General features: G+C 61.1%; 26 protein-coding genes. 11 read left to right on the plus strand and 15 right to left on the minus strand.

Annotated elements, in window-relative coordinates; all coding sequences use genetic code 11:
• Window positions 1-49 precede the first annotated feature (49 nt).
• From AC1Q6C_RS25625 to AC1Q6C_RS25635, 3 genes are all read right to left on the minus strand, one after another.
• Window positions 50-529 (minus strand): DUF5130 domain-containing protein, encoded by a 480-nt coding sequence (locus AC1Q6C_RS25625; RefSeq protein ID WP_492666880.1) that lies wholly within the window; start codon window positions 527-529, stop codon window positions 50-52.
• On the minus strand, window positions 516-779 hold the full coding sequence (ctaJ, locus tag AC1Q6C_RS25630; RefSeq protein ID WP_007730943.1) for an aa3-type cytochrome oxidase subunit CtaJ: 264 nt from the start codon (window positions 777-779) through the stop codon (window positions 516-518). The genes AC1Q6C_RS25625 and ctaJ overlap by 14 nt, the downstream gene beginning before the upstream one ends.
• Window positions 780-925: 146 nt before the next feature.
• A complete protein-coding gene (locus AC1Q6C_RS25635; protein ID WP_172403517.1) occupies window positions 926-1,624 on the minus strand; it encodes an HNH endonuclease in 699 nt (232 codons plus the stop codon).
• 182 nt (window positions 1,625-1,806) lie between these two features.
• On the opposite strand from AC1Q6C_RS25635, the gene AC1Q6C_RS25640 reads away from it, so the two are divergent.
• Complete coding sequence (locus AC1Q6C_RS25640; RefSeq protein WP_003944464.1) at window positions 1,807-2,214, plus strand: globin; 408 nt, start codon at window positions 1,807-1,809, stop codon at window positions 2,212-2,214.
• Between the two features lie 4 nt (window positions 2,215-2,218).
• Here the strand turns inward: AC1Q6C_RS25640 and AC1Q6C_RS25645 are convergent, their stop codons facing one another.
• The gene (locus tag AC1Q6C_RS25645) at window positions 2,219-2,647 is read right to left on the minus strand and encodes a cupin domain-containing protein (RefSeq protein ID WP_228401110.1); all 429 of its coding nucleotides are present in this window, start codon (window positions 2,645-2,647) and stop codon (window positions 2,219-2,221) included.
• Window positions 2,648-2,817: 170 nt separating this feature from the next.
• Here AC1Q6C_RS25645 and AC1Q6C_RS25650 point away from each other — a divergent pair, with 170 nt between their 5' ends.
• Window positions 2,818-4,416, plus strand: a complete 1,599-nt coding sequence (locus AC1Q6C_RS25650) for a glycoside hydrolase family 13 protein (RefSeq protein WP_007730939.1) — start codon at window positions 2,818-2,820, stop codon at window positions 4,414-4,416.
• Window positions 4,417-4,444: 28 nt separating this feature from the next.
• Here AC1Q6C_RS25650 and AC1Q6C_RS25655 read toward each other — a convergent pair whose 3' ends face one another.
• The 11 genes from AC1Q6C_RS25655 to AC1Q6C_RS25705 form a co-directional block, all read right to left on the minus strand.
• Window positions 4,445-5,131 (minus strand): DUF8010 domain-containing protein, encoded by a 687-nt coding sequence (locus AC1Q6C_RS25655; RefSeq protein WP_030536651.1) that lies wholly within the window; start codon window positions 5,129-5,131, stop codon window positions 4,445-4,447.
• Entirely contained in the window at window positions 5,124-5,543 is a 420-nt protein-coding gene (locus AC1Q6C_RS25660; protein ID WP_003944573.1) for an acyl-CoA thioesterase, read from the minus strand. Before AC1Q6C_RS25660 ends, AC1Q6C_RS25655 begins: the two co-directional genes overlap by 8 nt.
• A complete protein-coding gene (locus tag AC1Q6C_RS25665) occupies window positions 5,540-10,387 on the minus strand; it encodes an NAD-glutamate dehydrogenase (RefSeq protein WP_042450238.1) in 4,848 nt (1,615 codons plus the stop codon). Before AC1Q6C_RS25665 ends, AC1Q6C_RS25660 begins: the two co-directional genes overlap by 4 nt.
• A gap of 99 nt (window positions 10,388-10,486) precedes the next feature.
• Entirely contained in the window at window positions 10,487-10,906 is a 420-nt protein-coding gene (locus AC1Q6C_RS25670; RefSeq protein WP_003944475.1) for an acyl-CoA thioesterase, read from the minus strand.
• Window positions 10,907-10,910: 4 nt separating this feature from the next.
• The gene (gene ettA, locus AC1Q6C_RS25675) at window positions 10,911-12,590 is read right to left on the minus strand and encodes an energy-dependent translational throttle protein EttA (protein WP_007730925.1); all 1,680 of its coding nucleotides are present in this window, start codon (window positions 12,588-12,590) and stop codon (window positions 10,911-10,913) included.
• A 166-nt stretch (window positions 12,591-12,756) separates the two neighbouring features.
• Window positions 12,757-13,935 (minus strand): acyl-CoA dehydrogenase family protein, encoded by a 1,179-nt coding sequence (locus AC1Q6C_RS25680; RefSeq protein WP_230793130.1) that lies wholly within the window; start codon window positions 13,933-13,935, stop codon window positions 12,757-12,759.
• Window positions 13,936-14,062: 127 nt separating this feature from the next.
• Entirely contained in the window at window positions 14,063-14,353 is a 291-nt protein-coding gene (locus AC1Q6C_RS25685) for a hypothetical protein (RefSeq protein ID WP_492666881.1), read from the minus strand.
• 153 nt (window positions 14,354-14,506) lie between these two features.
• Window positions 14,507-14,911 carry a TetR family transcriptional regulator gene (locus AC1Q6C_RS25690; RefSeq protein WP_230691720.1) on the minus strand — a complete coding sequence of 135 codons (405 nt, stop codon included), beginning with the start codon at window positions 14,909-14,911 and terminating at the stop codon, window positions 14,507-14,509.
• A 6-nt stretch (window positions 14,912-14,917) separates the two neighbouring features.
• On the minus strand, window positions 14,918-15,712 hold the full coding sequence (locus AC1Q6C_RS25695; protein ID WP_007733367.1) for an IclR family transcriptional regulator: 795 nt from the start codon (window positions 15,710-15,712) through the stop codon (window positions 14,918-14,920).
• A 317-nt stretch (window positions 15,713-16,029) separates the two neighbouring features.
• On the minus strand, window positions 16,030-17,076 hold the full coding sequence (locus AC1Q6C_RS25700) for a phosphotransferase family protein (RefSeq protein ID WP_042446088.1): 1,047 nt from the start codon (window positions 17,074-17,076) through the stop codon (window positions 16,030-16,032).
• Window positions 17,073-17,705 (minus strand): TetR/AcrR family transcriptional regulator, encoded by a 633-nt coding sequence (locus AC1Q6C_RS25705; RefSeq protein WP_007733365.1) that lies wholly within the window; start codon window positions 17,703-17,705, stop codon window positions 17,073-17,075. Before AC1Q6C_RS25705 ends, AC1Q6C_RS25700 begins: the two co-directional genes overlap by 4 nt.
• 160 nt (window positions 17,706-17,865) lie before the next feature.
• On the opposite strand from AC1Q6C_RS25705, the gene AC1Q6C_RS25710 reads away from it, so the two are divergent.
• From AC1Q6C_RS25710 to AC1Q6C_RS25750, 9 genes are read left to right on the plus strand one after another with little or no spacing between them, the layout of a single operon-like run.
• Window positions 17,866-18,729: a CoA transferase subunit A gene (locus AC1Q6C_RS25710; RefSeq protein ID WP_007733364.1), complete on the plus strand. Its 864-nt coding sequence runs from the start codon at window positions 17,866-17,868 to the stop codon at window positions 18,727-18,729.
• Window positions 18,726-19,484 (plus strand): CoA-transferase subunit beta, encoded by a 759-nt coding sequence (locus AC1Q6C_RS25715; RefSeq protein WP_042446091.1) that lies wholly within the window; start codon window positions 18,726-18,728, stop codon window positions 19,482-19,484. Before AC1Q6C_RS25710 ends, AC1Q6C_RS25715 begins: the two co-directional genes overlap by 4 nt.
• Window positions 19,481-20,611 carry an NAD(P)H-dependent flavin oxidoreductase gene (locus tag AC1Q6C_RS25720; RefSeq protein ID WP_042446094.1) on the plus strand — a complete coding sequence of 377 codons (1,131 nt, stop codon included), beginning with the start codon at window positions 19,481-19,483 and terminating at the stop codon, window positions 20,609-20,611. The genes AC1Q6C_RS25715 and AC1Q6C_RS25720 overlap by 4 nt, the downstream gene beginning before the upstream one ends.
• Before the next feature lies 1 nt (window position 20,612).
• Window positions 20,613-21,488 (plus strand): SDR family NAD(P)-dependent oxidoreductase, encoded by an 876-nt coding sequence (locus AC1Q6C_RS25725; protein ID WP_042446097.1) that lies wholly within the window; start codon window positions 20,613-20,615, stop codon window positions 21,486-21,488.
• On the plus strand, window positions 21,481-22,266 hold the full coding sequence (locus AC1Q6C_RS25730; protein ID WP_202426741.1) for an SDR family oxidoreductase: 786 nt from the start codon (window positions 21,481-21,483) through the stop codon (window positions 22,264-22,266). Before AC1Q6C_RS25725 ends, AC1Q6C_RS25730 begins: the two co-directional genes overlap by 8 nt.
• Window positions 22,267-22,293: 27 nt before the next feature.
• Entirely contained in the window at window positions 22,294-22,743 is a 450-nt protein-coding gene (locus AC1Q6C_RS25735; RefSeq protein ID WP_003945322.1) for an FAS1-like dehydratase domain-containing protein, read from the plus strand.
• Window positions 22,740-23,162, plus strand: coding sequence for a MaoC/PaaZ C-terminal domain-containing protein (locus tag AC1Q6C_RS25740; protein ID WP_030537578.1), 423 nt, complete (start codon window positions 22,740-22,742; stop codon window positions 23,160-23,162). Before AC1Q6C_RS25735 ends, AC1Q6C_RS25740 begins: the two co-directional genes overlap by 4 nt.
• A complete protein-coding gene (locus AC1Q6C_RS25745) occupies window positions 23,159-24,139 on the plus strand; it encodes an NADPH:quinone oxidoreductase family protein (RefSeq protein ID WP_042446103.1) in 981 nt (326 codons plus the stop codon). Before AC1Q6C_RS25740 ends, AC1Q6C_RS25745 begins: the two co-directional genes overlap by 4 nt.
• A 25-nt stretch (window positions 24,140-24,164) precedes the next feature.
• Window positions 24,165-25,364 carry an acyl-CoA dehydrogenase family protein gene (locus tag AC1Q6C_RS25750; RefSeq protein ID WP_030537580.1) on the plus strand — a complete coding sequence of 400 codons (1,200 nt, stop codon included), beginning with the start codon at window positions 24,165-24,167 and terminating at the stop codon, window positions 25,362-25,364.
• Window positions 25,365-25,455 lie beyond the last annotated feature (91 nt).

Raw genomic sequence — 25,455 nt, forward strand, 5'->3', positions numbered from 1 at the left:
CCCCCCCCCCCCCCCCCCTCCCCCCCCCCGGCCTGTGTCTGACAAACAGTTACGGCGCTGAAATTGCGGCTGCCATAACGCGGATGGCACTGATCAGTCCGTCGATCAGGTTGCCTTCACTGAAGGATGCAACAGCTGCCGTTGCTCCGAGCTGGGTAACACGATCGGTGACCCGATCGGCGATTGCCCGACCGCTGCGAACCTCGACGGTGCGCTGGTTGGGCGAAACGGCGATCAGGACGGAACGCTCGACTTCGGGCGTGGTCGGGAACAATGCGTCGGCACCCGCTGCCGGATCAGAACCGAGATCACCGACGTACGCGTTGAACCGCACCTTGGTGGCCCGCGTCGCTTCGGTCATCGCGACGTCGAGCGCGACCAGATCCATGGTCTCGAACGGAAGATCGTCGGTGAACGGCTCGCCGATGCGATGCACACCGGATACGCGTCCACTGGACGTGACGACGCTGCCGACGGGCAGGTCCTCGGGCGCTACTGCGAGCGCGGTCGAATGATCACCACTTGCCACTTGCGGACCCTCCGATCAGATCAGCCGAACCGGCTTCGATTGCGTGTGCACTGCCGTGATGGCCACCGCGAACGGTGACCTCGTCGACAGCACTCCACAGCACGGGAGCGTGATCCCACGACTCACCCAGATGGAACGCCGGCGGAACCGGTCCCGGCGTCTTCTTCCCGAGGAAGGACGCAGCCGCGAAGAACGCGGTGATCAAGGCCGGAATCCCAACGTATATCAGTACTACCTCGAGAATGCTCACACCAGATAACGTAGCCCAGAACGCCAGGAAGGAAAGCGTCAGGGCCACAAATTCTCGGGCAATTTCGTTTCGGTGACGCTAGAACTCAATTCAGGCTGCGCCCACGCCGACACATTGCTCAGGCTGCGCCCACGCCGACACATAGCTCAGGCTGCGCCCACGCCGAGATAAGGCATCCACGCCGGATGCAATTCCTTGGTCGCCGCGAGCAGACGCCAGTGAGGTCCGGACGGCGGGACCAATTCCGCACGGAGGGTCCATCCGAGTTCGCTGAGCATCTTGTCGGCCTTGCGGTGATTGCAGGGGGCACAGCACGCGACGCAGTTCTCCCACGAATGCCCGCCACCTCTGCTGCGAGGAACGACGTGGTCGATGGTTTCGGCTTTGGCTCCGCAGTACGCACATCGGAAGTGGTCACGATGCATCAGCGCGGCACGAGTCATGGGGATGCGGGCGCGATATGGAACGCGCACGTAGGTGCGCAATCGAATGACCGAGGGAACCTGCACCGACCAGTCCGCGGAATGGACTACCGGGCCCTGTTCGTCCTCGTGGACGGTATCGGCCTTGCCGCAGGCCATCAGTACGACCGCGCGCCTGGCAGGAAGGGCGGTCAGCGGTTCGTACGTGACGTTGAGCAGTAGCACCCGACGTTTCACCCACTCGGGGACGACGCGATCGGGAGGGAACATCTCGAGGTGAGAATGCTCGTCGGAAAAGAGTGGGTCGGTAGTGTGCGCGAACCCGTCAGGAACAACTTCCAGAACAGCCCCTAACGCGTGGTCGTTCCGCGCGCTAGTGGGCTGGAGTTGTCGGTGATTGCGTGCAGCATGTCGGTTCTTCATACGACCTCCGGGAGACTGCCCCCAAGTTGACCACGGATGATCGCGTTACGCACTCCCATTTCGAACAAAATTGCCAGGACGGCCGGTGAATTTCCGGTGAATGGGTACGCACTCCGACTCGATACAACCGTCGTCGACCCGGAAACCGACCACTACGGCCGTCAGGCACAATGGAACTTGCCATGAATGACGTACAGCACGACGTGCAGCAGACCTTCTACGACGCCGTCGGCGGAGCCGAGACGTTTCACAAGCTCACCGCGCGATTTTACGAAGAGGTCGCGAAGGACGAGGTTGTGCGCCCGCTCTACCCCGAGGCCGATCTCGGCCCGGCCGAGCGGCGGATGCGGATGTTCCTCGAGCAGTACTGGGGCGGACCGCACACGTACTCGGAGGAACGTGGACACCCGCGTCTGCGGATGCGCCACAATCCATTCGTGATCGGCCCGATCGAGCGTGATGCGTGGCTGCGGTGCATGCACGTCGCCATCGCGTCCATCGACGAGAAGACTCTGAGCCCGGTGCACCGCAAGCAGTTGATCGACTACATGGAGATGGCTGCCGCGTCCATGGTGAACTCCGCTATCTGACCGTCTACCTAGCCTTCGGCCTGAACACGCGCGCGACCCGGCGGACTGCTCGTACCCCGAACGACACCGTGGGATGCAGGGGCGAACTCAAGATTGCATGCTTGCGCACGTACTCTTCGACCTCCCACTCCGACCAACTGCCCGCACGGAAGAGTGCGGCATCGCCGACACTCAGGGTTCGCTCGGCGATTCCGTCGGCCTGAACGGTGACCGACCCTTCGATGATGTGCACGATTTCGTCCGCGTGGAAGTACCAGCGGAAGCGCCCCTTCGTGCAATCCCAGACGTGTGTAGTCGTGGTCCCGTCTTTACTCGCCGACCATTGCGCCGACCGTGCAACCGGTGTGCCGAAGATTATCCAGTCGCGGTTGATGGGATCATCTTCGAGCAGTACATGATCCAAACTGACCGCTTCGATTGCCGACAAAGTCAAGGCCAAGCCCCCTTGGTTGAATTCCCGAATACTTCTCCCCCGGCAGTAACACCAAAGTTGCCACATGGTGTCACCGCGTGAATGCAAAGTACACCAAGGCTAGGTAAAGAGTCACGCTTTTGCCGTGTCCAAGTCGTGAGAGTGCCAGACGTTTGGCACTATGAACTGCTGTGAGCACCCCCGCGGATTCGTCCTCTGTAAGCCGGCCCGAAGCCCCGTGGTGGAACGAGGCGGTCTTCTATCAGATCTATCCGCGTTCTTTTGCCGATTCGGGCAGCGACGGTATCGGCGACCTCGGCGGAGTCGAGGAGAAACTCGGCTACCTCGAACTGCTCGGCATCGATGCAATCTGGTTGAGCCCGGTGATGAAGTCACCGATGGCAGACCACGGCTACGACGTCTCGGATCCTCGCGACATCGATCCCTTGTTCGGCGATCTGGCGACGATGGATTCGCTGATCACGTCAGCCCACGAACGCGGAATCAAGGTCACGATGGACCTGGTCCCGAACCACACGAGTGATCAGCACGAGTGGTTCAAGGCAGCCCTGGCGTCGGCGCCCGGTTCTGCGGAGCGATCCCGTTACATCTTCCGAGACGGCAAAGGTGAGAACGGCAACGAACCGCCGAACAACTGGCCGAGCATCTTCGGCGGCCCGGCGTGGACCCGCGTCACCGAAGCCGACGGAACACCCGGCCAGTGGTACCTGCACATCTTCGCCAAGGAACAGCCCGACCTGAACTGGGACAACCCCGAGGTCTTCGACGACCTCGCCAAGACTCTGCGGTTCTGGCTCGAGCGCGGAATCGACGGATTCCGCATCGACGTGGCCCACGGAATGGCCAAGCCCGACGGTTTGCCGGACCACGACTGGGAGCTCAACGAGCTCATGCGCAATTCCGACGACGACCCGCGGTTCAACAACCCGGCAGTTCACGAAATCCACCGCGGCATCCGCAAGGTCATGGACGAGTTCCCGGAGGCGATGACCGTCGGCGAGATCTGGGTGAAGGACAACCAGAAGTTCGGCGAATACATCCGGCCAGACGAACTGCATCTCGGATTCAACTTCCGACTTGCAGAAACCGAATTCTCCGCCGAGTCCGTCCGGGAGGCCGTGGAGAACTCTCTTGCGGCCGTCGCCGAGGTCGGGGGTGTGCCCACGTGGACGCTGTCGAATCACGACGTCGAACGTGAAGTCACGCGCTACGGCGGGGGTGAGATCGGAACCCAACGCGCACGGGCGATGATCCTCGTCGAACTGGCGCTTCCGGGCGCGAGCTTCATCTACAACGGAGCCGAACTCGGCCTGCCGAACGTCGACCTGCCCGACGAGGCACTACAGGACCCGGTCTGGGAACGATCCGGACATGCCGAGCGAGGACGCGACGGCTGCCGAGTGCCCCTTCCGTGGGAAGGAAGCGAACCCCCGTTCGGATTCACCACCGGTGCGAGCACCTGGTTGCCGATGCCACGCGAGTGGTCGACACTCACGGTGGAGGCGCAGATCGAGGACGTCGACTCGATGCTCTCGCTTTATCGCGCCGCCCTCGAACTCCGTAGCGCCAGGCCGGAGTTCTCCGGCGCCGACATCGATTGGTACGGCAGTCCCCCCGGCTGCCTCGCTTTCCGTCGACGCGGTGGTCTGATCTGTGCTCTCAACACCACGGAGGTGCCGATCGCACTGCCGAACGGGCAGCTGCTGTTGAGCAGCGCGCCACTCGTCGACGGTCAACTACCCGTCAACGCTGCGGCGTGGCTGATCTGAGAGAACACCGCACCCGCCACCTGAACTCCTATCGTGCGACCATCAGCGGTATCGAACCACCGCGGTGACGGTAGATCGAACCGAACCGTGCATCGAGCCGCACCCAGGATTTGCTCGCCCGCACCCGAACCAGTTCCGAGGCGTCGATCTGCTCGAGGTCGATGTCGGCGGTCATCGCCTCGGACCCGGCGTGCGGAACGAATCCCATTGCGGTCAAGGCAAAAACAACCCGCATCGAGATCCCGACCGTGCCGGACGGACCACTGACCTCGAGCACGTCCTGATCGAGCAACGACGCCGGCGGACCGTGACTACTTCCATGCTCCAGTGCCAAGGCGTTGCCCCGCTGCGCCAGTTCGATCAGCACCCGGGCGGGTACGTCGTCCAGGTGCTCGAAGCCGTCCATCGGCGGCAACGCCCCACGCCACGCCGAATCCATGGCGAACCCCGGATCGATCAGCTCACTTGTCGCCTGCTCCACCGCCGAGAGCAACTGATCGCCGGCAGCCGAGGTGTCGTCAGGGTTGATGGTGCCCGCCACGGTTCGCGTAGCGAGAGCGTCGAAACCCGTTGACGCCCAGACGCTCAGGTGAGCATCTCCGCGTCGACGCATCCGGATGACCGTGGACTCGTCCAAACGCAAGGCATGACCGATGAAGCCGGCCAAGTTCTTTCGCTCGGCCTCCTCGGGCACGGTCAGTACACGTTCATGCACGTTGCCAGCTCTCCAAGTACTCGCGCTCGGGCCCGCTGAGGCGACGCAAACGTTGAGTGTCGATATCGAAGGCCGCGATCTGAGTCGACGCCACGATGGACGGCGGGACACTGAGATCCGCACCGCGGGGGCGAACCTCGTACGCGATGGTGAAGTCCACCGCGCGCACCTTTTCCACCCACATGAAGACGTCGAGCGGCGAATCGTCGTGCCGCAGTTGACCGCGATAACGCACGTGGAGATCGGCAATCACGGCCCCGTCACGCAGGGTGACCGTCGGGCGCGAGTCTTCGAACAACCAAGGAATCCGCGCCTCTTCGAGCAACGTCACCATCCGTGCGTGGTTGATGTGCTGGAAGGCATCCATGTCGGACCACCGAACCACAACTTCGGCGTGGAATCCTTCGCTCAACGTCCTACCTCCGATCGGGTGCCCATGCTGCGCACCATGCTACGAACCTGACGCGCCGCCACCGAGAGCGTCGCGAGGTCAAGCGTCCCAGACTCGAAGATCTCGACGAGAGCTGCCCTCGCCCGGCTCAGACGCGAGGCGTTGGTCGACTCCCATTCGTCGATCTTCTCCTGCGGCGACTCCCCCGGCTCGCCGCCGGCCAGAACCTCCATCGTCAGCTGCCGAAGCGAACTGTAGAGGTCGTCTCGCAACGCGAGCCTCGCGAGCGAGTGCCATCGATCGCCGCGCTCGAGTCCCGAGACCGCGCTCAGCAACCAGTCGATTCCCAGATGCGCGTCCAAGGCGTAGTACAGCTCCGCAACTTCGGCGATGTCGTGATCTGCGATGTCGGCGATATCCGCGATGTCGAGCAGGCAGTAGACATCCAGCAGTCGGAACACGTCCAGCGCCAACGCTTCCGGAGCCCCGCGATCGATCACCGATTGAGCCCGCACCAGCAGATCGTCGAGTTGATGGCCCGCAAGCAGCCCCGGGACCAGAGGTGCCGTAGCCCGATACGCCGCCGAGTAACGCGCAACCTCGGCGCCGACGGCGATCGGCTGGGGCCGATTGGCCAGGAACCACCGCGACGCGCGGTCGAGCAAGCGGCACGACTCAACGATCAACTCGTTTTCGATCTCTGCACTGACGCCCGCCGAGCGGATTCGCGACCACACCTCGTCGAGCGCAAACACCTCTCGCACAGCGGCGTAGGCACGGATCGAGTCCGTACTGCTCGCTCCGGTCTCCTCGGCCAAGCGGTAGGCGTACGTGATTCCGCCGTTGTCGATCACTTCGTTCACGAGCATCGTCGCGACGATCTGCCGCCGCAACGGGTGTGCCTTGATCTCCGTTTCGAACCGATCGCGAACAGCGGTCGGGAAGTACTGCGGGATCTGCTGGGCGAAGAAATCGTTGTCCGGCAACTCGGTTGCGAGCAGATCGTCCTTGAGTGAAAGCTTGACGTGCGCCGTCAGCGTCGCCAATTCCGGCGACGTCAGACCCACTCCGGCCTCGAGTCGACGCTCGATCTCCTTGTCGGTCGGCAACGCCTCGAGCTTGCGGTCAAGGCCACGTGCCTTGGTCAGATCCGTCAACTGACGGCGGTGAACACCGAGCATCTGAGAAGCGGTCACGCGGGAGATTCCGAGCAGCGCGTTCTGAGCAATGTTGTCCGCCAACACCAGCGCCGCCACGTCGTCGGTCATCGACGCCAGCAACGGATTCCGTTCCTGCGTGGGCAGTAACTGCGAACGCACGAGCGAATCGAGAAGAATCTTGATGTTCACTTCGTGATCGGAGCAGTCGACGCCGGCCGAGTTGTCGATGGCGTCGGTGTTGATGTGACCGCCGCTGGCGCTGAACTCGATTCTTCCCAGAGCAGTGACGCCGAGGTTGCCGCCCTCCCCGATCACCTTGACCCGCAGATCTTGACCGTCGACACGCACGGCGTCGTTGCTCTTGTCGCCGACCTGCGCATTGGTCTCGGTCGACGCTTTGACGTATGTACCGATTCCGCCGTTCCACAGCAGATCCACCGGTGCCGACAGAATCGCCTGCATCAATTCCGGCGGCGAGAGCTTCGTGACCCCCTCGGCCAGACCCAGTGCGATCCGGACGCTTTCGGCGATCGGAACCGACTTGACCGTGCGGTCCCAGACGCCGCCACCTTCACTGATCAGGCTCTTGTCGTAGTCGGCCCATGACGACCGTGGCAACTCGAACAGTCGTTGACGTTCGACGAACGAGCTCGCTGCATCCGGGTTCGGATCGAGGAAGATGTGTCGATGGTCGAACGCGCCCACCAGACGGATGTGCCGACTGAGGAGCATTCCGTTGCCGAACACGTCTCCGCTCATGTCGCCGACGCCTACCGTCGTGAAATCCTGCGTCTGCGTGTCGACCCCGAGTTCGCGGAAGTGCCGCTTGACGCTTTCCCAGGCGCCGCGAGCGGTGATACCCATGCCCTTGTGGTCGTATCCCACGGAGCCACCGGAGGCAAACGCGTCGCCGAGCCAGAAGTCGTACTTGGCGGCAACCGAATTGGCGAGATCCGAGAACGTCGCCGTGCCCTTGTCCGCGGCGACCACCAGGTAGCGATCCTGATCGTCCTTGCGCACCACTCGATCCGGCGTCACAACTTCGCCGGTAGCCGCGTGCACGTTGTCGGTGATGTCGAGCAATCCGGAGATGAACGTGGTGTAGCAGGCCTTGCCGGTTTCCAGCGTCGCCATTCGATCAACGGCCGGATCACCCGTCGGCAGAGGCGGATTCTTCACGACGAAGCCGCCCTTGGCGCCGACCGGCACGATCACCGCGTTCTTGACGGCCTGAGCCTTCACCAAGCCGAGCACCTCGGTGCGGAAATCCTCGCGCCGGTCGGACCAGCGGAGCCCGCCGCGCGCGACTGCGCCGAATCGCAGGTGGACGCCTTCGACCTCGGGTGAGTACACGTAGATCTCGAAAGCCGGCCGCGGCTTGGGCAACTCGCTGATCCGTGAGGGATCGAGCTTGACCGACAGGTAGTCGCGAGAGCGGCCATCGGCGTCGACGACGTAGAAATTGGTACGCAAGGTCGCCTTCACCAAGGAGAACATTCCACGCAGAATGCGATCGGCATCCAAGCTGAGTACCTCGTCGATGGACGCACGCAACTGCTCGTCCAATTCGGCGACGCGAATGTCGTCCTGCTTCTCGGGGTCGAACATCGCCTCGAACAACTGCACCAATGCAAACGCGGTCTGCGGGTGTGTAAGCGCGATTCCTTCGATGTGGAACTGACTGTATGGAAATGTGGCCTGGCGCAGATACTTTGCGTAAGCACGCAGCACCACGGCTTGCCGCCAGGACATTCCGGCCCGCAGCACCAACTCGTTGAATCGGTCAGCTTCGGCCCGGCCGAACCAGACTGCACCGAATGCAGCCGTGAATCGCTTCTGGACCTCGGTCAGCGGGGCGGTACTGGTCTCGAGCGGCACCTGCGCATCGAGGTCGATCTCGACCGACGCCCGAAGATCCGCCGGTACCGACAATCCGAAATCGTAGATCCAGCACTGAACGCCGTCGAGTCGCTGCACGACGTGCGGCCGCTCGTCGAGAACTTCGACGCCGAGTGACTGCAGCACCGGTAGCACCTGGCTCAACGAGATACCGTCGCCGCCGACGAAGAGCGTGAAGCGCCAGGCACCGGGCGCGGAGTCCACAGCACGATAGAGCAGTACGTCGATCGCGCCTGGCGCCAACGCCTCGAGTCGGGCGATGTCGGCCAACGCGCGTGACGGTTCGAAGTCCTCCTTGTATCCATCGGGAAGCACCCGCGAATACCGCTGCACCAGTTCCGGATCCACACCCGGACTTTCACGAACAAGGTCGTTGATGCGGTCGTCCCAGCTACGACTGACTTCGGTCAACAGAGCCTGAACTCGCTCGCGGTTGGCCTCGGAGACATCCAGATGAACCGGCTCACTGTCCGGATCGCGCCGGATCGTCACGTGCAACAGCGCAAGATCGTTCTCGGTAACCCGGGCGGTGTAATCGACTGTGCCTGGTCCGAATTCGCGCCACAGCAGGTTTTGCATCGCCAGTCGCACCCGCGTCGTGTACCGGTCGCGGGGTAGGTACACCAAGCAGGACACGAAGCGTCCGAACGTGTCCTCGCGGACAAAGAGTCGCACCTGTCGACGCAGCCCGATGCTGTGCACGGCGTGGACGGTCTCGAACAAGGTCTCGGCGTCGCTCGAGAACAACTCGGTGCGTGGGAACGACTGGATGACCTCGAGCATCGCCTGACCGGAGTACGAATGCAGGTCGACACCGGCACGCGCGATGACTTCGCGAACGCGGCGCTCGATCAGAGGAATCGCGAGGACGTTCTCGTGGAGTGCGACCACGGTGAACACACCCAGGAATCTGTGCTCCCCCACGATGTTTCCCTCGTCGTCGAGGATCGAGACACCCACGAAGTACGGGTAGACAGCGCGGTGCACCGTGGCGGGAAACGATCCCTGCGTCAGGACCAGAAGCGGTCGATCCGGGAGATCTGCGACGGGAGGCAAACTCATCGGGCCTTCGGTGACCGCGTCGGAGCGCAGCACGCCGAGCCCGCTGCCGGCGACCGTGCGTGAACCGTCCTTCGTACCCTCGAATCGCCGGTATCCGAGCACGGCATAGTTTCCGTCCGCCATCCACCGCAGCAGCCGAGCGGTATCGGAGAATTCTTCGGGGGTGATCCTCCCGGAGGCAGTTTCTGCAGCACTCTCCAACTCGTCAGCAACGCGCAGTTGCAATGCCTTCATGTCCGGGGTGTCACCAACCACCTGGCGGACGTCCGCGAGCACCTTGCCGAGGTGTGCTTCGATCGCGTCGAGAGCGGAATCCTCGACTTCGGAGTCCAACTGGACGTGCATCCAGGATTCTTGGATACCGCTGTCGCCCAAGGACATCAGATTGCCCGAGTCATCGCGTTCAACCGTCAGGATCGGATGGGCGAATTGACTGATTCCCACACCTTGTCGGTTGAGCATCGCGGTAACGGACTCGACGAGCAACGACATGTCGTCGGTGACGATCTGGACGGCAGCGCCGAGACCCTCGGATCCTGACGGGCGGTACACACGCCATACGGCCGTGCCCGGGGTCCGCTGCCTCCCGAGCGCAAGATGCGCGAGCAGGACTCGATCCGATCGACCGTTGATGACGTCGTCGCTGTCACCCTCGTCGATATGCGTGAAAAAGGCCTCGCGAAGACGCGTCAACAACGTCGCTTCGTCGAGGCCTGTGCCCTGCTGCCGTACACGGTCTGTCATTCCTGGCTCACATCCTTGTGGGTTCTGATCGCCGCGACCAATCTCTGACTCGAGACTAGCCGCGGCAACCAGTACCCAGGGTGAACTGAGAAACGAAATCTACGATGTCGTCATCTGAACAAGCGATGCTTCGAGCACCGCGCGTTCGCTGTCCGCCAGCGGTCTGGACTTTTCGGACACCGTGTCGAATCCGACCATCAACGCGTCGCCGAAAGCGCATTCGACACCCGCGTTGTCACGGATGACGTGCCGAACCGTGAACGAGGAAGTCCCGACGTGAGTCGTGAAGATCTCCACATTCAAGGGACCGGACCGATCGGTGACCGGCTTGAGGAACTCGACGGTCATCTTTCGAACCACGAGGTATCCCGGCCGGCCGCCGAGCGGCGCCAGTTTCGCTTCCAGGAACTGGATGCGCGCTTCCTGCATGTACTCGACGTAACGCGTGTTGTTGACGTGACCCAACCGGTCGGAATCGCCCCACCGGACCTGGATCTGCGCCGTGTATACGTCGGACACCGGATCAGTCCCTGGTGAGCTTGCGGTGAGTCACGCGGTGCGGGCGTGCGGCGTCGGGGCCGAGTCGCTCGACCTTGTTCGCCTCGTAGCCCTCGAAGTTGCCCTCGTACCAGTACCAGGCTGCCTCGTTGTCGCCGAAGCCACCTTCCCACGCAAGGATGTGGGTACAGGTCCGGTCCAGGAACCAGCGATCGTGCGAGATCACGACGGCGCAGCCGGGGAACTCTTCGAGAGCGTTCTCCAGCGAGCCGAGGGTTTCGACGTCGAGGTCGTTGGTGGGCTCATCGAGCAGGATCAGGTTGCCGCCCTGCTTGAGCGTCATCGCCAGGTTCAGGCGGTTGCGCTCACCACCGGAGAGGACGCCGGCCGGCTTCTGCTGATCGTGACCCTTGAAACCGAACGAGCTGATGTACGCACGCGAGGGAAACTCGGTCTGGCCGACGACGATGAAATCGAGCCCGTCCGACACGGTCTCCCAGACCGTCTTCTTGGGGTCGATTCCGGAACGGTTCTGGTCGACGTAGCTCAGCTTGACCGTCTGACCGATCTTGACCTCACCGGCGTCAGGCTCCTCGAGACCGACGATGGTCTTGAACAGCGTCGTCTTACCGACGCCGTTGGGGCCGATGACGCCGACAATTCCGTTGCGCGGCAACGTGAACGAGAGATCCTTGATCAGAACGCGACCGTCGAAGCCCTTGTCGAGGTTCGAGACCTCCACGACCACGTCACCCAGGCGCGGCGGTGCCGGGATCTGGATCTCGTCGAAGTCGAGCTTGCGCGTCTTCTCTGCTTCGTTCGCCATTTCCTCGTAGCGATCGAGACGAGCCTTGTTCTTGGCCTGGCGGGCCTTGGCGCCGGAACGAACCCATGCGAGCTCGTCCTTGAGGCGCTTCTGCAGCTTCTGATCCTTCTTGCCGGCAACTTCGAGGCGTGCAGCCTTCTGCTCCAGGTAGGTGGAGTAGTTGCCCTCGTACGGGTACAGGCGTCCGCGGTCTACTTCACAGATCCACTGCGCGACGTGATCGAGGAAGTAACGATCGTGAGTCACGGCGAGGATTGCGCCGGGGTAAGCAGCGAGGTGCTGCTCGAGCCACAGGACAGATTCGGCGTCGAGGTGGTTGGTGGGCTCATCGAGGAGCAGGAGGTCGGGCTTGCTCAGCAGCAGCTTGCAGAGCGCAACGCGTCGCTTCTCACCACCGGAGAGGTGAGTGACCATCTCTTCCGGCGGGGGGCAGCGCAGGGCGTCCATAGCCTGCTCGAGCTGCGAGTCGATCTCCCACGCATCTGCGTGATCGAGCTTCTCCTGCAGCTCGCCCATCTCTTCCATGAGCTCGTCGGAGTAATCCGTAGCCATCAGCTCGGCGATCTCGTTGTACCGCTTGAGCTGGACCATCGTCTCTCCGAGACCGTCCTCGACGTTCTCGCGAACAGTCTTGGTCTCGTCGAGCTCCGGCTCCTGCATGAGGATGCCGACGGTCGCGCCCGGAGCCAGGAATGCCTCGCCGTTGCCCGGCTGGTCCAGTCCGGCCATGATCTTGAGGATGCTGGATTTACCAGCGCCGTTCGGTCCGACGACACCGATCTTCGCGCCGGGGTAAAAGCTCATCGTGACGTCATCGAGGATGACCTTGTCACCGTGCGCCTTGCGCACCTTCTTCATCGTGTAAATGAACTCAGCCATGACCGCCAGCCTATCGGTGTTTGCCCTATAACCCACATTGCGCGTTGGCCGTCACTCCGATGCGGGTTCTGCGGACAGTCCGAGGTCATCGACCAGATTCACCGACATGCTCATCGACCCCCACGAAAACCGCGATGGGGACACCTCCGGGTGTCCCCAGGACGGCTCAGATCATTGCCCTGTGGATGCCCTGCGGTTCGCCGCCGAGCTGCGAGAGCGTCGACGCATGGAAAATGGAGCCAGGTACGTGGATCGCATGTGCCAAACCGGCATGAGCATCACGCCAGAACCGCTGCATCGGCGTGTTCAACTGCAAAGCCCCACCACCGGAACGAGCAAAGATCTCGTCCACCGCACGCACCGCCCGCCACGCAGCAGCAGTCTGCGTACGGCGACCGATCGCACGAAGCTCGAACGAAACTTCCTGCCCCTTCTCCGTCATGTCCCAGAAACGATCCACCGTCTCCAAGATCGCAGCCCGAGAAGCAGCGATCTCGGCCGCAGCCTCACCGATCGCGAACAGCACGTACGGATCTTCCTTGATCGGAACACCACTGACCGTCACACGCTCACGCTGCGCCGCCATGTTGCACGCCAACGCACCCTCGGCGATACCGATCAACGACGAAGTGATCCCCAACGGGAAAATGCACGAGAACGGGAACTTGTACAACGTCTCCGTACGACCCGCTTCCTTCCACGCCGTCCCGTCGAAAACCTTTCCGGCGTCGATCGTGCGGTAGGTGGGCAGGAACGCATCCTTGACGATCAGATCCTTCGACCCCGTACCGCGCAGACCCACGACATTCCAGCTGTCCTGGTCGATGTCGTAATCCGAACGCGGCAACAACACGTGCAGAATCTTCGGCGGCATCAACGGCTTACCGGACTCGTCACCGACCATCGCACCGATCATGATCCAGTCACAATGATCGGTACCGGACGAGAACGACCAACGACCGTTGAGGATGTACCCACCCTCGACCGGCCTCGCCACACCCATCGGCGCATACGGCGACGCCATCCACGTATCAGGATCGGTTCCCCACACCTCTTCCTGAGCCTTGCGGTCGAAGAACGCAAGCTCCCACGGATGCACACCGACGATGCCGCTGACCCAGCCCGTGGCACCGTCCATCGCGCCGATAGCCATTGCCGTCTCGGCGAATTCACGCGGATGCGCCTCGAGGCCTCCGAACTCCTTCGGCTGCAACATCCGGATGACGCCGGCGTCGCGCAAACGCTTCGCGCTGCCGTCCGTCAAGCGCATCAGCTTGTCGCCCTCGACCCCGTCGGCGCGGATCTCGTCGGCGAACTGTGAGATGTTGTCCAGAACCTGACCCATGATCTTCCGCCTCCATTGATAGCCCGCCAACCTTCAATAAAGTAGAACACGTTCTAGAAAAATGCGGAAGTAGAACGGCCAGTTCGTTCAGCGCCGATCAATACGAATGCGACAAGGCCAGTGGCGTTCAGGTCGACACGTGCCCCAGTCCCGCGGTCAGAATGCGAATACACCTCATCGCAACTTCCGCAGGCGAGCCGTCGCCATACGCCGGGGAGTCCCCGTCAACCCACGCGACAACGGCCATCCGCTGGGCCGTGTTCGCTGCAATTGCAAGCAAACGCACTTCCAGTGGGTCTGCGCCGGGTCCCATCAAATCACGCAGTACGAGCACCAATGCAGTCTCGGTGTCGTTGACCAAGCTCACCACGCGTTCCGAAGCGCCGGATCGCCGGATCGCCAGGAACAATCCTTTCAAGTCGGCGAATCAACGCAATCGCATCGGGTGTTGCAGCAGGTGAATTCAGTGCGACGCGGGCGGCGGATGCCAGCACCTGAACAACAGGCGTACCCGGCGAACTGGACGCGATATACCCGAGCCATTCGTCGATCCCGTCGGCGAGTATCGGCCTCACCGCATCTTCCTTCGTCCGAAGTATCGATAGAACGTGCGAAGTCCGATTCCAGCTGCGCGTGCAATGCCCTCGGCAGTCACCGGATTCTCGCCGCGAAGGACAAAAAGCTCTGCAGCACAACGTGATATCTCCAACTTTGCCTGCTCCTTCCGCCGTTGGGTGAGCGACGGGGAGTTAGACACTGAACCATGCTCATGCCAGTATCGCACGGTGCGCCACCGTGCTTCGGAGTCGAACAGGAAGAACCCTGGCATCGGCTGCGGAAGCCATGAACCGTCCACTTCGCCTTCGATCAGTTCCGCCACCGACTGGACATCGAGACGCCAGGCCAGCCTCGTCTCACCCCCATCGCCATTTGCCGCGATTCGAGGCGGCAGCGCAGGACCAAGTCTACGGATCATCGACGTTCACGAACGCATACGCCTGGGCCCCGCCGACGGCAACGCTCGCAGTTCACGCATGGTGCGTTGAACATCGAAATGTGTCGCAGTTTGGCCAACCGCCCCCCAAATCGATGACGCTACAAGGCGGACAGGTACCGCACTTCGGTAGTCGAGTTTGAGCATCGCGGACGGACCGGAAACAGCAACGGCAGCAATCGCGTTTCCTTGCGGCCCAACCGGTGCAGCAACGCAATTGAGGCCGGGACTCAACAGCCCCGCGCCGTACGCTACGCCGGTATCACGTATTCGACTGAGTTCCTGCCTTAGAGTCATCGGCGCTTCAGCGCCCACAGGGGAGCCTCCGAACGCAAGGAGCGCACGTCCAAGAGCCGACCTGTCGGCCGAAGAACGTTCGCCGACACGAGTAGGAACTACACCGGACAGCATTCCGCCGATCTTGTCGAGGTAAACGACATCCGGCGCGTCCAGCACTCCGAACTGCACTACCAGTCCGGTCACTCGATGCAACTCGCGGAGGAAGGGCAAAGCGACCGAATACAATCGATCCTGTTGTATTGCAAGGCTTCCCAGCTCCATCAATCTGATTCCAAGGCAGTAATCAGTGCCATCCCGCCGGAGCCACTTCTTGGCGACGAGCTGCTCGAGCATGCGATGCACCGACGAACGAGGCAAGCCGGTAATTCGCGAAACTTGACTGAGAGTGAGCTGTCCGGACACTTCGAAAGCATCCATGACCGACGCCAGTCGATCCAGGAACCCCGCCGGGGTCGTAGCGTCTGCACGAGCGGAAGCTTGCATGCGAATTCCTTGAAGTCATTCCCACAATTTATGGTGCATGTGGGGCACGTGGAGCCGAAAAGCGCTACCGGGCTTACTGGTTACGGCCCGCTGCAACAGCACCGCGACACCAGGCCGTCCGTCACCGTCGGATGTTCGAACGATCTCAGTGTGACAAATTGTGCCATGTTGACATCGGGTGTGAAGAGAAAAACCTCAGGAGCATTCACAGAAGGATCACGGTGGACGTTAACGCCGCAACATGAACAGAGAAGGGCGAAATACGTTGCCCCGGAGGCATATTCCACTAGACCAGAAAGTCGCACGGAAGATTTCCGTCAAATCCGTTGGGCCATTCGCCACGCTTGTGCCGCAAGCCTGTCCGCCTGGGCGCCGAACGATTCCGCCGACCGCTCGATTTCGCCCATCGCGCCACGTAGCGTGCGGCTGTACACACCCTCGACAATGCATGCGATCTTCCACCAGTTGAACGCAATGTAGAAGTCGATATTGAAGTCCGCATCTTGTTGGGCCGCAGAGATATAGACGTCCAACAGCTCATCGCGCGACGGGAACCCTTCGATTCGAGTCGGAGCATTCTCCAATGCGCAAACATCGTCATCGGGTTCGGCCCAATAGACCAACAGTTGACCCAGGTCTGCCAAGGGGTCACCCACCGTGGCCAGTTCCCAATCCAGTATTCCGGCGATCACGCCGTCGGCGCCGACAATGCAGTTGTCAAGGCGAAAGTCACCGTGCACGACGCTGCTACTGCACTGAGGGGGAATATTTCGAGACAACTTGGCATGTGTGCGTTCGAGGTCGAGGCTATCTCGCACACGATCACCCTTCCAGTTCCGCAACCACCGATTCAACTGACGATCGATGTAGTCCGTCCGATCGGCCAGAGCATTCCATCCGATCTCACGAGGGTCGACCGAGTGCAGGGCGGCAAGATTGCGAACCAGTTCCGCGGCCAATCCGGCTCGCGTTTCGTACGGGATTTTCGCGCGTACTACCTCCGGATCACGCAGGACTGCGCCGTCGATGAAGTCCATGACAAAGAACGGAGCACCAGTCACAGATTCGTCAATGCACTTGCCTACAACGATCGGTGACGGAACCGGCACGTTCTGCAGTCGCTCGAGAATGTCAGCTTCGCGAATTACATCATGGGCGGATGCATGCCTGATTCCGAGCGGGGGTCGACGTAGCACCCATCGAGAACCTGCCTCGTCGCTCACCGAGTAAGTCAGGTTCGAGCGTCCACCGGCGATCCGTTCGAATTCGAGCAATCCTTGCGTGGCATCGGGCAGATACTCACGGAACCACGCCGCCACCAGGGGCTCACACAAACCGTTGTCGCCCTGCGGTGCCAGGTTCACGACCTCACACCCTCACGCGCGGGACCACTTCCGACAGATGCTGATTTCAGCGGCGCATCGATGCCGTCGAGAAACACCGAAACGACGGCATCGGCGAGCTCTGAAAGACCGAACTCCTCTGTGGGGCTGAACCATCGGAGCGACAACCACACAGCGTCGCGAATCAGTCCGTAGAGAATCTCCGCCGGCAGGTCCGATCGAAACTCGCCTGCGCTCATTCCGGATTCGATAACAGCGATCCAGGCGTCCTTGGTGCTACGGGCGGCCTCACGGATGTCGTGATAGGAGTCAAGTTTCCGGAGATAGGTGCTGTTGTTCTGATAGATCTCGGAGGCGTGTGGGTGCGCCTGACTGACCTGAAACGAAGCTCGAACCAGCGAACCGAGGCGAGTACGTGGGTCACCGGCAGATTCCAGGATCGACCCGTATGCGCTCGTGAGCGCCTGAAGATATTGTGTGACAATCGTATTCGCGATTGCATCCTTCGACGGGAAGTAGTGATAAAGGCTTCCGGACAGAATTCCCACCGCATCAGCGATATCGCGAACTTTGGTGCCCGCGATCCCCTTGGTGGCGAACAGTTCTGCAGCCTGTTCGAGTATCAAGTCGTGACGATCCGACCATTCCATTCAAGTCCTCCTGACGAGTCTTCACGTGTCACCTCTGACGAGGTTGCAATTTTGACTCTATACCGCGAATCAAACGTTTGCTACAGTCGCTCCGTACCGCGTAGCAAACGTTTGATACGAGACTTTGAGCGCTCGTGAAATACCAGGAGAGGACGGACGCGTGTCGGACAAGACAATGTCGGAAGCAGATGTCGTAAGTCGACTGAGATCGGGAATGACAATCGGAATCGGCGGGTGGGGTTCGCGCCGGAAGCCGATGTCACTCATCCGAGAGATCCTCAAGTCAGAACTGACCGATCTGACCGTTGTGTCGTACGGCGGAGCTGATGTGGGGTTGTTGTGCGCAGCCGAAAAGGTTCGAAAGGTTGTGTTCGGTTTCGTCTCGCTGGACTCGATACCCCTGGACCCTCACTTCAGAGCAGCCCGACAGGCTGGTCGTATCGAGGTCAGCGAATACGACGAGGGCATGCTCCAATGGGGCCTGTACGCGGCCGGGATCCGTATGCCCTACCTGCCGACTCGCGCGGGACTCGGTTCCGACGTCCTCCGGGTGAATCCGGAACTGCAGACGATCGTCGATCCTTATGCGGGCGAATCATTGGTTGCGATGCCGGCGCTCCCCCTCGATGCCGCGCTGGTACATATGAACCGCGCGGACATGCATGGCAACGCCCAATACCTCGGGCCGGACCTGTACTTCGACGACCTGTTCTGCCTAGCTGCCGAATCGGTCTATGTCTCTTGCGAACAAGTGGTTCCCACTGCGGAGTTGACCGCGGATGCACATCCGTCGACGATTCGAATTCCCCGGTTGCTTGTATCGGGAGTCGTTCACGCTCCAGGTGGTGCGCATTTCACATCCTGCGTACCCGACTACGATCGTGACGAGGCTTTCCAACTCGAATATGCCACTGCAGCAAAAGATCCAGAAGCTTGGCAACGCTTCGTCGACCGATATCTGTCCGGCTCCGAGGCCGACTACCAGAGACTCGTCGCTGCGGAATTCGAAGGAGTGCCGGCATGAGTGACGCCACTCGGGCAGAGGTCTGCGCGATCGCGTGCGCCGAGGCGTACCGAGGCAACGGTGAAGTGATCGCGAGCGCATTCGGCGTGATACCTGCAATCGGTGTGCGATTGGCGCGTCACACTTTCGAACCCGATCTCGTGTTGTCCGACGGAGAAGCGTCAGCCGTGCGCGGCACGTGGGCCGTCGACCGAACTCCGGCAGGCGAGGTCGAATCGTGGTTGCCCTTCAACCAGATCTTCAATCTCGTCTGGAATGGCAAACGGCACATCATGATGATTCCCACGCAGCTCGATTCCTATGGGAACTGCAACATCTCCGCGATAGGTGATCATTCGCGGCCGACAGTGCAACTCTTGGGAGTCCGCGGAGCGCCGAGCAATACCGTGCATCACCCGACAAGTTACTGGGTGCCGAAACACAGTGCACGCGTTCTCACTTCACAGGTCGACATGGTTTCCGGTGTCGGAAACGACAATGCACGCAAGGCCGGACCGTCGGCCAGCCGATACCACGAGTTACGACGAGTTGTCACAAATCTCGCAGTTCTGGACTTCGAGCCGGATAGCGGACAGTTGCGTCTGGTGTCGACTCACCCCGGCGTAACCGTCGACGAAGTAGTAGCCGCAACCGGGTTCGAACTCCACCTGCCCAAAGCCGTACCCACTACTCGAACCCCCACAAGCGAGGAACTCGACCTGATTCGCAACGTCATCGATCCACGGAACCTACGTGACAAGGAAGTACCGGCATGACCGTGCTGAACTCAGGTACCGGGCCACTGCACACCCGTATCTGCGAACTCTTCGGTGTGAAGTATCCGATTGTGCAGACCGGCATGGGGTACGTCTCGGACGCCCGACTTACGGCGGCCACAACCAAAGCCGGCGGTTTGGGAATCATCGCCGGGGCGATGCTGACCTACGACGAACTCGTCAGCGCCATCGATTACGTCAAAGACCGCACCGACCAACCATTCGGCGTGAACTTGCGAGCCAACCAGGACGACATCGATCGCAGAATCAAACTTCTCATTCGATCGGGGGTCAAGATCGCCTCCTTTGCGCTCGCACCGAACCAGGCGCTGATCGGCCGACTCAAAGATGCAGGCCTTGTTGTCGTGCCGTCGATCGGAGCTCGCAGACATGCCGAGAAAGTTGCAGCGTGGGGAGTTGACGCAGTTGTCGTTCAAGGCGGCGAGGGCGGCGGACACACAGGCGCAGTCCCCACGAGTTTGCTTCTGCCACAGGTAGTCGACGCCGTCGACATCCCCGTTATCGCGGCAGGCGGATATTTCGACGGCCGAGGTCTCGTCTCAGCACTCGCCTACGGTGCAGACGGAATCGCGATGGGGACTCGCTTCATGCTCACCAGCGATTCACCGGTGTCTCAGGCAGTCAAAGATGTCTATCTCTCGAAGTCGGTCAACGACACCGTGGTCACACTCGAGATCGACGGGGTTCCTCAGCGTGTGCTGCGCGCAGGAACGATCGATCAACTCGAATCAAGCCACGGACCGACGCGCATGTTACGTGCTGCCCGCAATGCTGTTGCTTTCCAACGTCTCTCGGGAACACCCTGGTCGAAGTTGATACGTGAAGGCCTGGAAATGCGGAAGAGCCACGAACTCGGCTGGCGGCAAGTTGTGATGGCCGCCAACGCACCGATGCTGTACCGATCCGCACTCCTCGACGGCCGCACGGATATCGGAGTCATGGCGACCGGGCAGGTCGTCGGACTGATCGACGACATCCCCAGTAGCGCAGAACTCGTCGAACGCATCATGCAGGACGCGGAGGCCGTCCTTGCTCGACTCACACCCGCACCCGAATTGGACAGTCGAGTCTTGTCAACTGAAAACGTGAAAGGAACAACGAACTGAAATGAATCAGCTGAAAGATCGAGTAATCATAGTAACCGGCGCCGGTCGTGGTTTGGGCCGGGAGCACGCCCTGCTACTTGCGGCCGAAGGCGCAAAAGTGGTTGTCGACGACACCGGCGCCGGACCGGACGGGCACGGAAACGACATCAGTATTGCGGCATCGGTCGTCGACGAAATCGTCGCGGCCGGAGGAATCGCAGTTGCCAGTGTCGCGGACGTCACGACGATCGACGGCGCGAGCGAACTCCTGGACCTGGCCCTCGAGGCATTCGGCTCGGTCGACGGCCTGGTCAACAATGCCGGCATCCTGCGTGATCGAATGTTTCTGAACATGCCCGAGGCCGATTGGGACGACGTGATCTCGGGACAACTACGCGCTACATTCGCGCCCTGCACTGTATTCGGCAACTACTGGCGCGAGCGTTCGAAGTCGGGCGAAACCGTCGCGGCGTCGATCGTGAACGTATCGAGCACCTCCGGGCTGCTCGGTGCCGTCGGTCAGAGCAACTACGGCGCCGCGAAGGCCGGGATCGCAGCGTTGACAACGATCCTCGCACAGGAGGTCGCCCGATACGGTGTGCGAGTCAACGCAATTACGCCTGTGGCCAGGACACGGATGACCGAGAACGTTCCCGGTATCAAGGAACTTGTTGCAGCACCTGACGATCCGAGTGCATTCGACACCTATCATCCAGGCAACGTCTCGCCAGTTGTGGCCTATCTGCTCACCGAGAAGTGCCCCGCCACTGGTCAGGTGTTTTACGCCAAAGGCGGCGAAGTCCGCCAGTTTCTCGGGTGGCAGTACGGAAAGACCATCGCCAGAGACTCGCGATGGACGGTGGAACAGTTGACAGAGGCGATGAGTGAAATTGTCTGAGACGACTGCGCCGATCCCTGGTCCGGGACACGGCCTTGCTGAAGGCAAATCCGTTCTGGTGACAGCAGCAGCGGGAACTGGAATCGGATTCGCAGCGGCACAACGCTTTGCTGCCGAAGGTGCCCGACTGGCGATCAGTGACCGGCATGAGCGCAGATTGATCGCGGCCGCCGACCGCATCGAGTCCGAGTTCGGCACCCGCCCACTCACTGTTCCTTGCGATGTCACGGACAATCAGCAGATCGACGCAATGGTCGATCGGGTGGTTGCCGAGTATGGATCCATCGACGTCCTCATCAACAACGCAGGCCTCGGCGGGACGGCGAGCATTCAAAGTATGACCGACGAGCAGTGGTGTTCGGTACTCGATGTGACCCTGACGAGCACTTTCCGCACCACACGATCAGTGTTGAGAGTCATGATTCCACGAGGGTCGGGGGTGATCGTCAACAACGCGTCGGTCATCGGCTGGCGTGCGCAGGAAGGGCAGTCGCACTACGCCGCAGCGAAAGCCGGCGTCATGGCGCTCACACGATGCTCTGCACTCGACGTGGCACCGCACGGAATCCGGGTCAACGCGGTTGCACCGAGCATCGCGATGCATCCTCACCTTGCCAAGGTGACCAGCGACGAACTGCTCGAACAGCTCAGCAAGAGTGAGGCTTTCGGTCGTGCGGCACAGCCGTGGGAGGTCGCCAACGTCATGGTCTTTCTTGCAAGCGACTACTCGTCGTACATGACGGGCGAAGTCGTTTCGGTAAGTAGCCAACATGCATAGCCACCCATGGGGTCTGAAGGAGAAGCTGTGGTCGACAAAGAGTCACTAGGTATCACGGGCACCCCGTTCCGTATGGACATCGAGCGCGGCAAGATTCGTGAGTTCGCCGTTGCCACGTATTCGAGCAATCGGAACTATGTCGAAGACGAGTTCCCGGTAGTGCCCCCGACGTTTCTCACCACGACCCTCCTCTGGCAGACAGAGGGCTCGGATCCGTGGCGGAAGGTAGAACTCGACGGCAAACGCGGACTCCATGCCGAACAGAAGTACGAGTTCTTCGGTCCACCTCCCCGCGCAGGTACTCGTCTGAACTGCACTTCGCGGATCGTCGACATCTACACGAAGCAGGGACGGAAGGGCGGCGAGATGACTTTTGCCGTGATGACAACGGATTTCGAAGACGAACAGGGAAATCTCATTGCTCGGGCAACTATGACCGGAGTGGAAACTGCTCGACCGACTGTGGAGGAATCTTGATCAACACAGTGTCAGTCCCGACCCCGTGGGTTGTCGGTCCGGTATCCCGCACCGATTTCGTCAGGTACCAAGGTGCGTCGGGAGACATGAATCCGATTCATCACGACCAGGTTTTCGCCGAGGCGGCGGGGTACCCGAGTCCGTTTTCGGTCGGGATGTTCCAAGCTGGGCTCCTGGCCACCTTCGCCACCGATTGGCTGGGTGCAGAGAACATCCGAGCGATACGAGTTCGGTTCCTCGAACAGGTTTGGCCCGAAGACACTCTGACATGCTCAGCGCTTGTCGAACGAACCTATGCGGACGACGAAGGTGACAAGATCGACGTCGAACTCGCCTGCACGCGGCAGACCGGCGGATTGGCGGTCAAGGCGTGGGCAACCTTCGTGCGGACGCCCCTAGTACCTTCGGAGCGGCCGTGAAGGCGCACGTATGTACCCAGCTGGGGTTGCCGAATCAACTGCAGTTCACAGAAATTGACGATCCCACGCCGACACCGAACCAAGTTCTCGTCTCGGTCAAGGCGGCGGGTGTCAATTTTCCCGACGGGTTGATCGTCGCCGGAACGTATCAAACTAAACCCCCACTCCCCTTCATTCCCGGGTCGGAAGTCGCGGGTGTAGTGCACAGTGTCGGCTCGGACGTCCAAGGGGTCACCCCGGGGATGCGAGTCATGGCCTTCTGCGGCATGGGCGGATACGCGGAGCTCGTGGCGGTCACCAGTGACAAGGTCTTTGTCATCCCTGATTCCATGAGTTTCTCCGACGCTGCCGGATTCGTGGTTACCTACGGAACGTCGTACCACGCACTCGTCGACCGAGCTGCGATCCAACCAGGAGAGACATTGCTCGTCCTGGGTGCCTCCGGGGGCGTCGGGCTCACCGCAATCGAGATCGGCAAAGCATTGGGTGCACGCGTGGTGGCGGCGGCGTCCTCCGAAGCGAAACTCGAGGTCTGTAAGCAACATGGAGCAGACGAGTTGATCAACTACACAACGGGCAACCTTCGCGAACGAGTCGCACAGGTCGCACCGTCCGGTGTAGACGTTGTGTACGACCCGGTCGGTGGAGATCACGCCGCTACAGCGGTGCGCGCATTATCCACCGCAGGAAGATATTTGACGGTTGGCTACGCTTCGGGGCAGATTCCGAAGATCGGCATGAATCGCCTCCTCGTCGTTGGCGGGGCGCTACATGGAGTTCTCTGGGGCGCATGGGCGAAGCGTAATCCGGAGTGCAACGCGGACAACATGCGAGCGCTCTTCGACATGTACGACGGTGGCGCTCTGTCTCCTCATGTGAACAGCATCCACCAGCTGATCAATGCTCCTACCGCACTCGAGGAAGTCATGAGTCGACGAGCGCTGGGCAAAGTCATCCTCTCAACCAACCCCGAATGACAATTCACGACAAAAGGTGCCGTCAATGGACTTAGCTCCGAGCCCCGCTGCGCGCGAAATCATCGCGCGTCTAGAAGCATTCATGGACGAACACGTCTACCCAGCTGAGTCGGTTTACTCCGAACAACTCGAGGCCGCAGGACCTCGCAGTCACGTCTTGCCACCCGTAGTCGAGTCGCTGAAGTTGGAAGCGAGACGCCAGGGCATGTGGAATCTGTTCATGCCGGCGCTCTCAGGACTGTCTCACCTCGACTACGCCCACATCGCCGAGGTGACGGGACGCTCGCCCTACATTGCCCCCGAAGCCCTCAACTGCGCGGCGCCCGATACCGGAAACATGGAGATCCTGCACCTGGTGGGAACCCGCGAGCAGAAGGAGCGATGGCTTCAACCACTGCTCGACGGCACAATGCGTTCGGGCTTCTCCATGACTGAACCCGATGTTGCGTCCTCCGATGCCCGAAACATCATGACGTCGATTGTTCGGGACGGCGACGAATACATCGTGAACGGTCGAAAATGGTGGACGACCGGTGCAGCAGACCCACGGTGCGAAATTCTGGTAGTCATGGGGAAGACGAATGCCGAGGCAGAGCCCCACAAGCAGCAATCGATGATCTTGGTGCCCGTCGCCACCGCTGGAGTCGAAATCGTACGCAGTTTACCGATATTCGGATACCACGACCAACACGGCCACTGTGAAATTCGGTTCGATAACGTTCGAGTACCGGCAACAAATATGCTTGCGTCCGAAGGAGACGGGTTCGCCATCGCACAGGCGCGCCTGGGTCCGGGCAGAATTCACCACGCCATGCGCTGTATCGGCATGGCGGAGCGCGGATTGGACTTGATGGTTCGACGTGCCCAGTCTCGTAACGCTTTTGGCGGGCCGATCTCGGATCAGGGAGTTGTCCGGACCTGGATCGCCGAATCGCGAATGGAAATCGAGCAGGCCCGCCTTCTGGTGCTGAAGACAGCATGGCTCATCGACCAGGTCGGAGCCAAGGGCGCTCAGATCGAGATCGCGGCAGTCAAAGTCATCGGTCCTCGTGTGGCGCGCAACGTCCTGAATCGATCGATCCAGTGCCACGGGGGTGGCGGTGTCACCGACGACTTCCCGATCGCGAGAATGTGGGCGAGTGCCCGGATCCTCGGTATCGCCGACGGACCAGACGAAGTGCATATCAGGAGCGTCGCACGCCACGAGTTGCGCAAGCACCGCTGACGGCGATCGGTGTTCGAGGCCCGCGAAAGCCGTTGTATTGCTGAATCATCAGCCTTCGTCCACTCGAGCGCATGGTTGACCTCGGTCAACC

This window comes from Rhodococcus sp. MT28 (genome assembly GCF_058792695.1).

What these genes read in the sequence shown, in the direction of transcription:
- AC1Q6C_RS25635 (WP_172403517.1), bottom strand. Translation starts at nt 1,624, where the DNA reads ATGAAGAACCGACATGCTGCACGCAATCACCGACAACTCCAGCCCACT.
- AC1Q6C_RS25640 (WP_003944464.1), top strand. Translation starts at nt 1,807, where the DNA reads ATGAATGACGTACAGCACGACGTGCAGCAGACCTTCTACGACGCCGTC.
- AC1Q6C_RS25665 (WP_042450238.1), bottom strand. Translation starts at nt 10,387, where the DNA reads ATGACAGACCGTGTACGGCAGCAGGGCACAGGCCTCGACGAAGCGACG.
- ettA (WP_007730925.1), bottom strand. Translation starts at nt 12,590, where the DNA reads ATGGCTGAGTTCATTTACACGATGAAGAAGGTGCGCAAGGCGCACGGT.
- AC1Q6C_RS25680 (WP_230793130.1), bottom strand. Translation starts at nt 13,935, where the DNA reads ATGGGTCAGGTTCTGGACAACATCTCACAGTTCGCCGACGAGATCCGC.
- AC1Q6C_RS25690 (WP_230691720.1), bottom strand. Translation starts at nt 14,911, where the DNA reads ATGATCCGTAGACTTGGTCCTGCGCTGCCGCCTCGAATCGCGGCAAAT.
- AC1Q6C_RS25695 (WP_007733367.1), bottom strand. Translation starts at nt 15,712, where the DNA reads ATGCAAGCTTCCGCTCGTGCAGACGCTACGACCCCGGCGGGGTTCCTG.
- AC1Q6C_RS25705 (WP_007733365.1), bottom strand. Translation starts at nt 17,705, where the DNA reads ATGGAATGGTCGGATCGTCACGACTTGATACTCGAACAGGCTGCAGAA.
- AC1Q6C_RS25715 (WP_042446091.1), top strand. Translation starts at nt 18,726, where the DNA reads ATGAGTGACGCCACTCGGGCAGAGGTCTGCGCGATCGCGTGCGCCGAG.
- AC1Q6C_RS25720 (WP_042446094.1), top strand. Translation starts at nt 19,481, where the DNA reads ATGACCGTGCTGAACTCAGGTACCGGGCCACTGCACACCCGTATCTGC.
- AC1Q6C_RS25725 (WP_042446097.1), top strand. Translation starts at nt 20,613, where the DNA reads ATGAATCAGCTGAAAGATCGAGTAATCATAGTAACCGGCGCCGGTCGT.
- AC1Q6C_RS25750 (WP_030537580.1), top strand. Translation starts at nt 24,165, where the DNA reads ATGGACTTAGCTCCGAGCCCCGCTGCGCGCGAAATCATCGCGCGTCTA.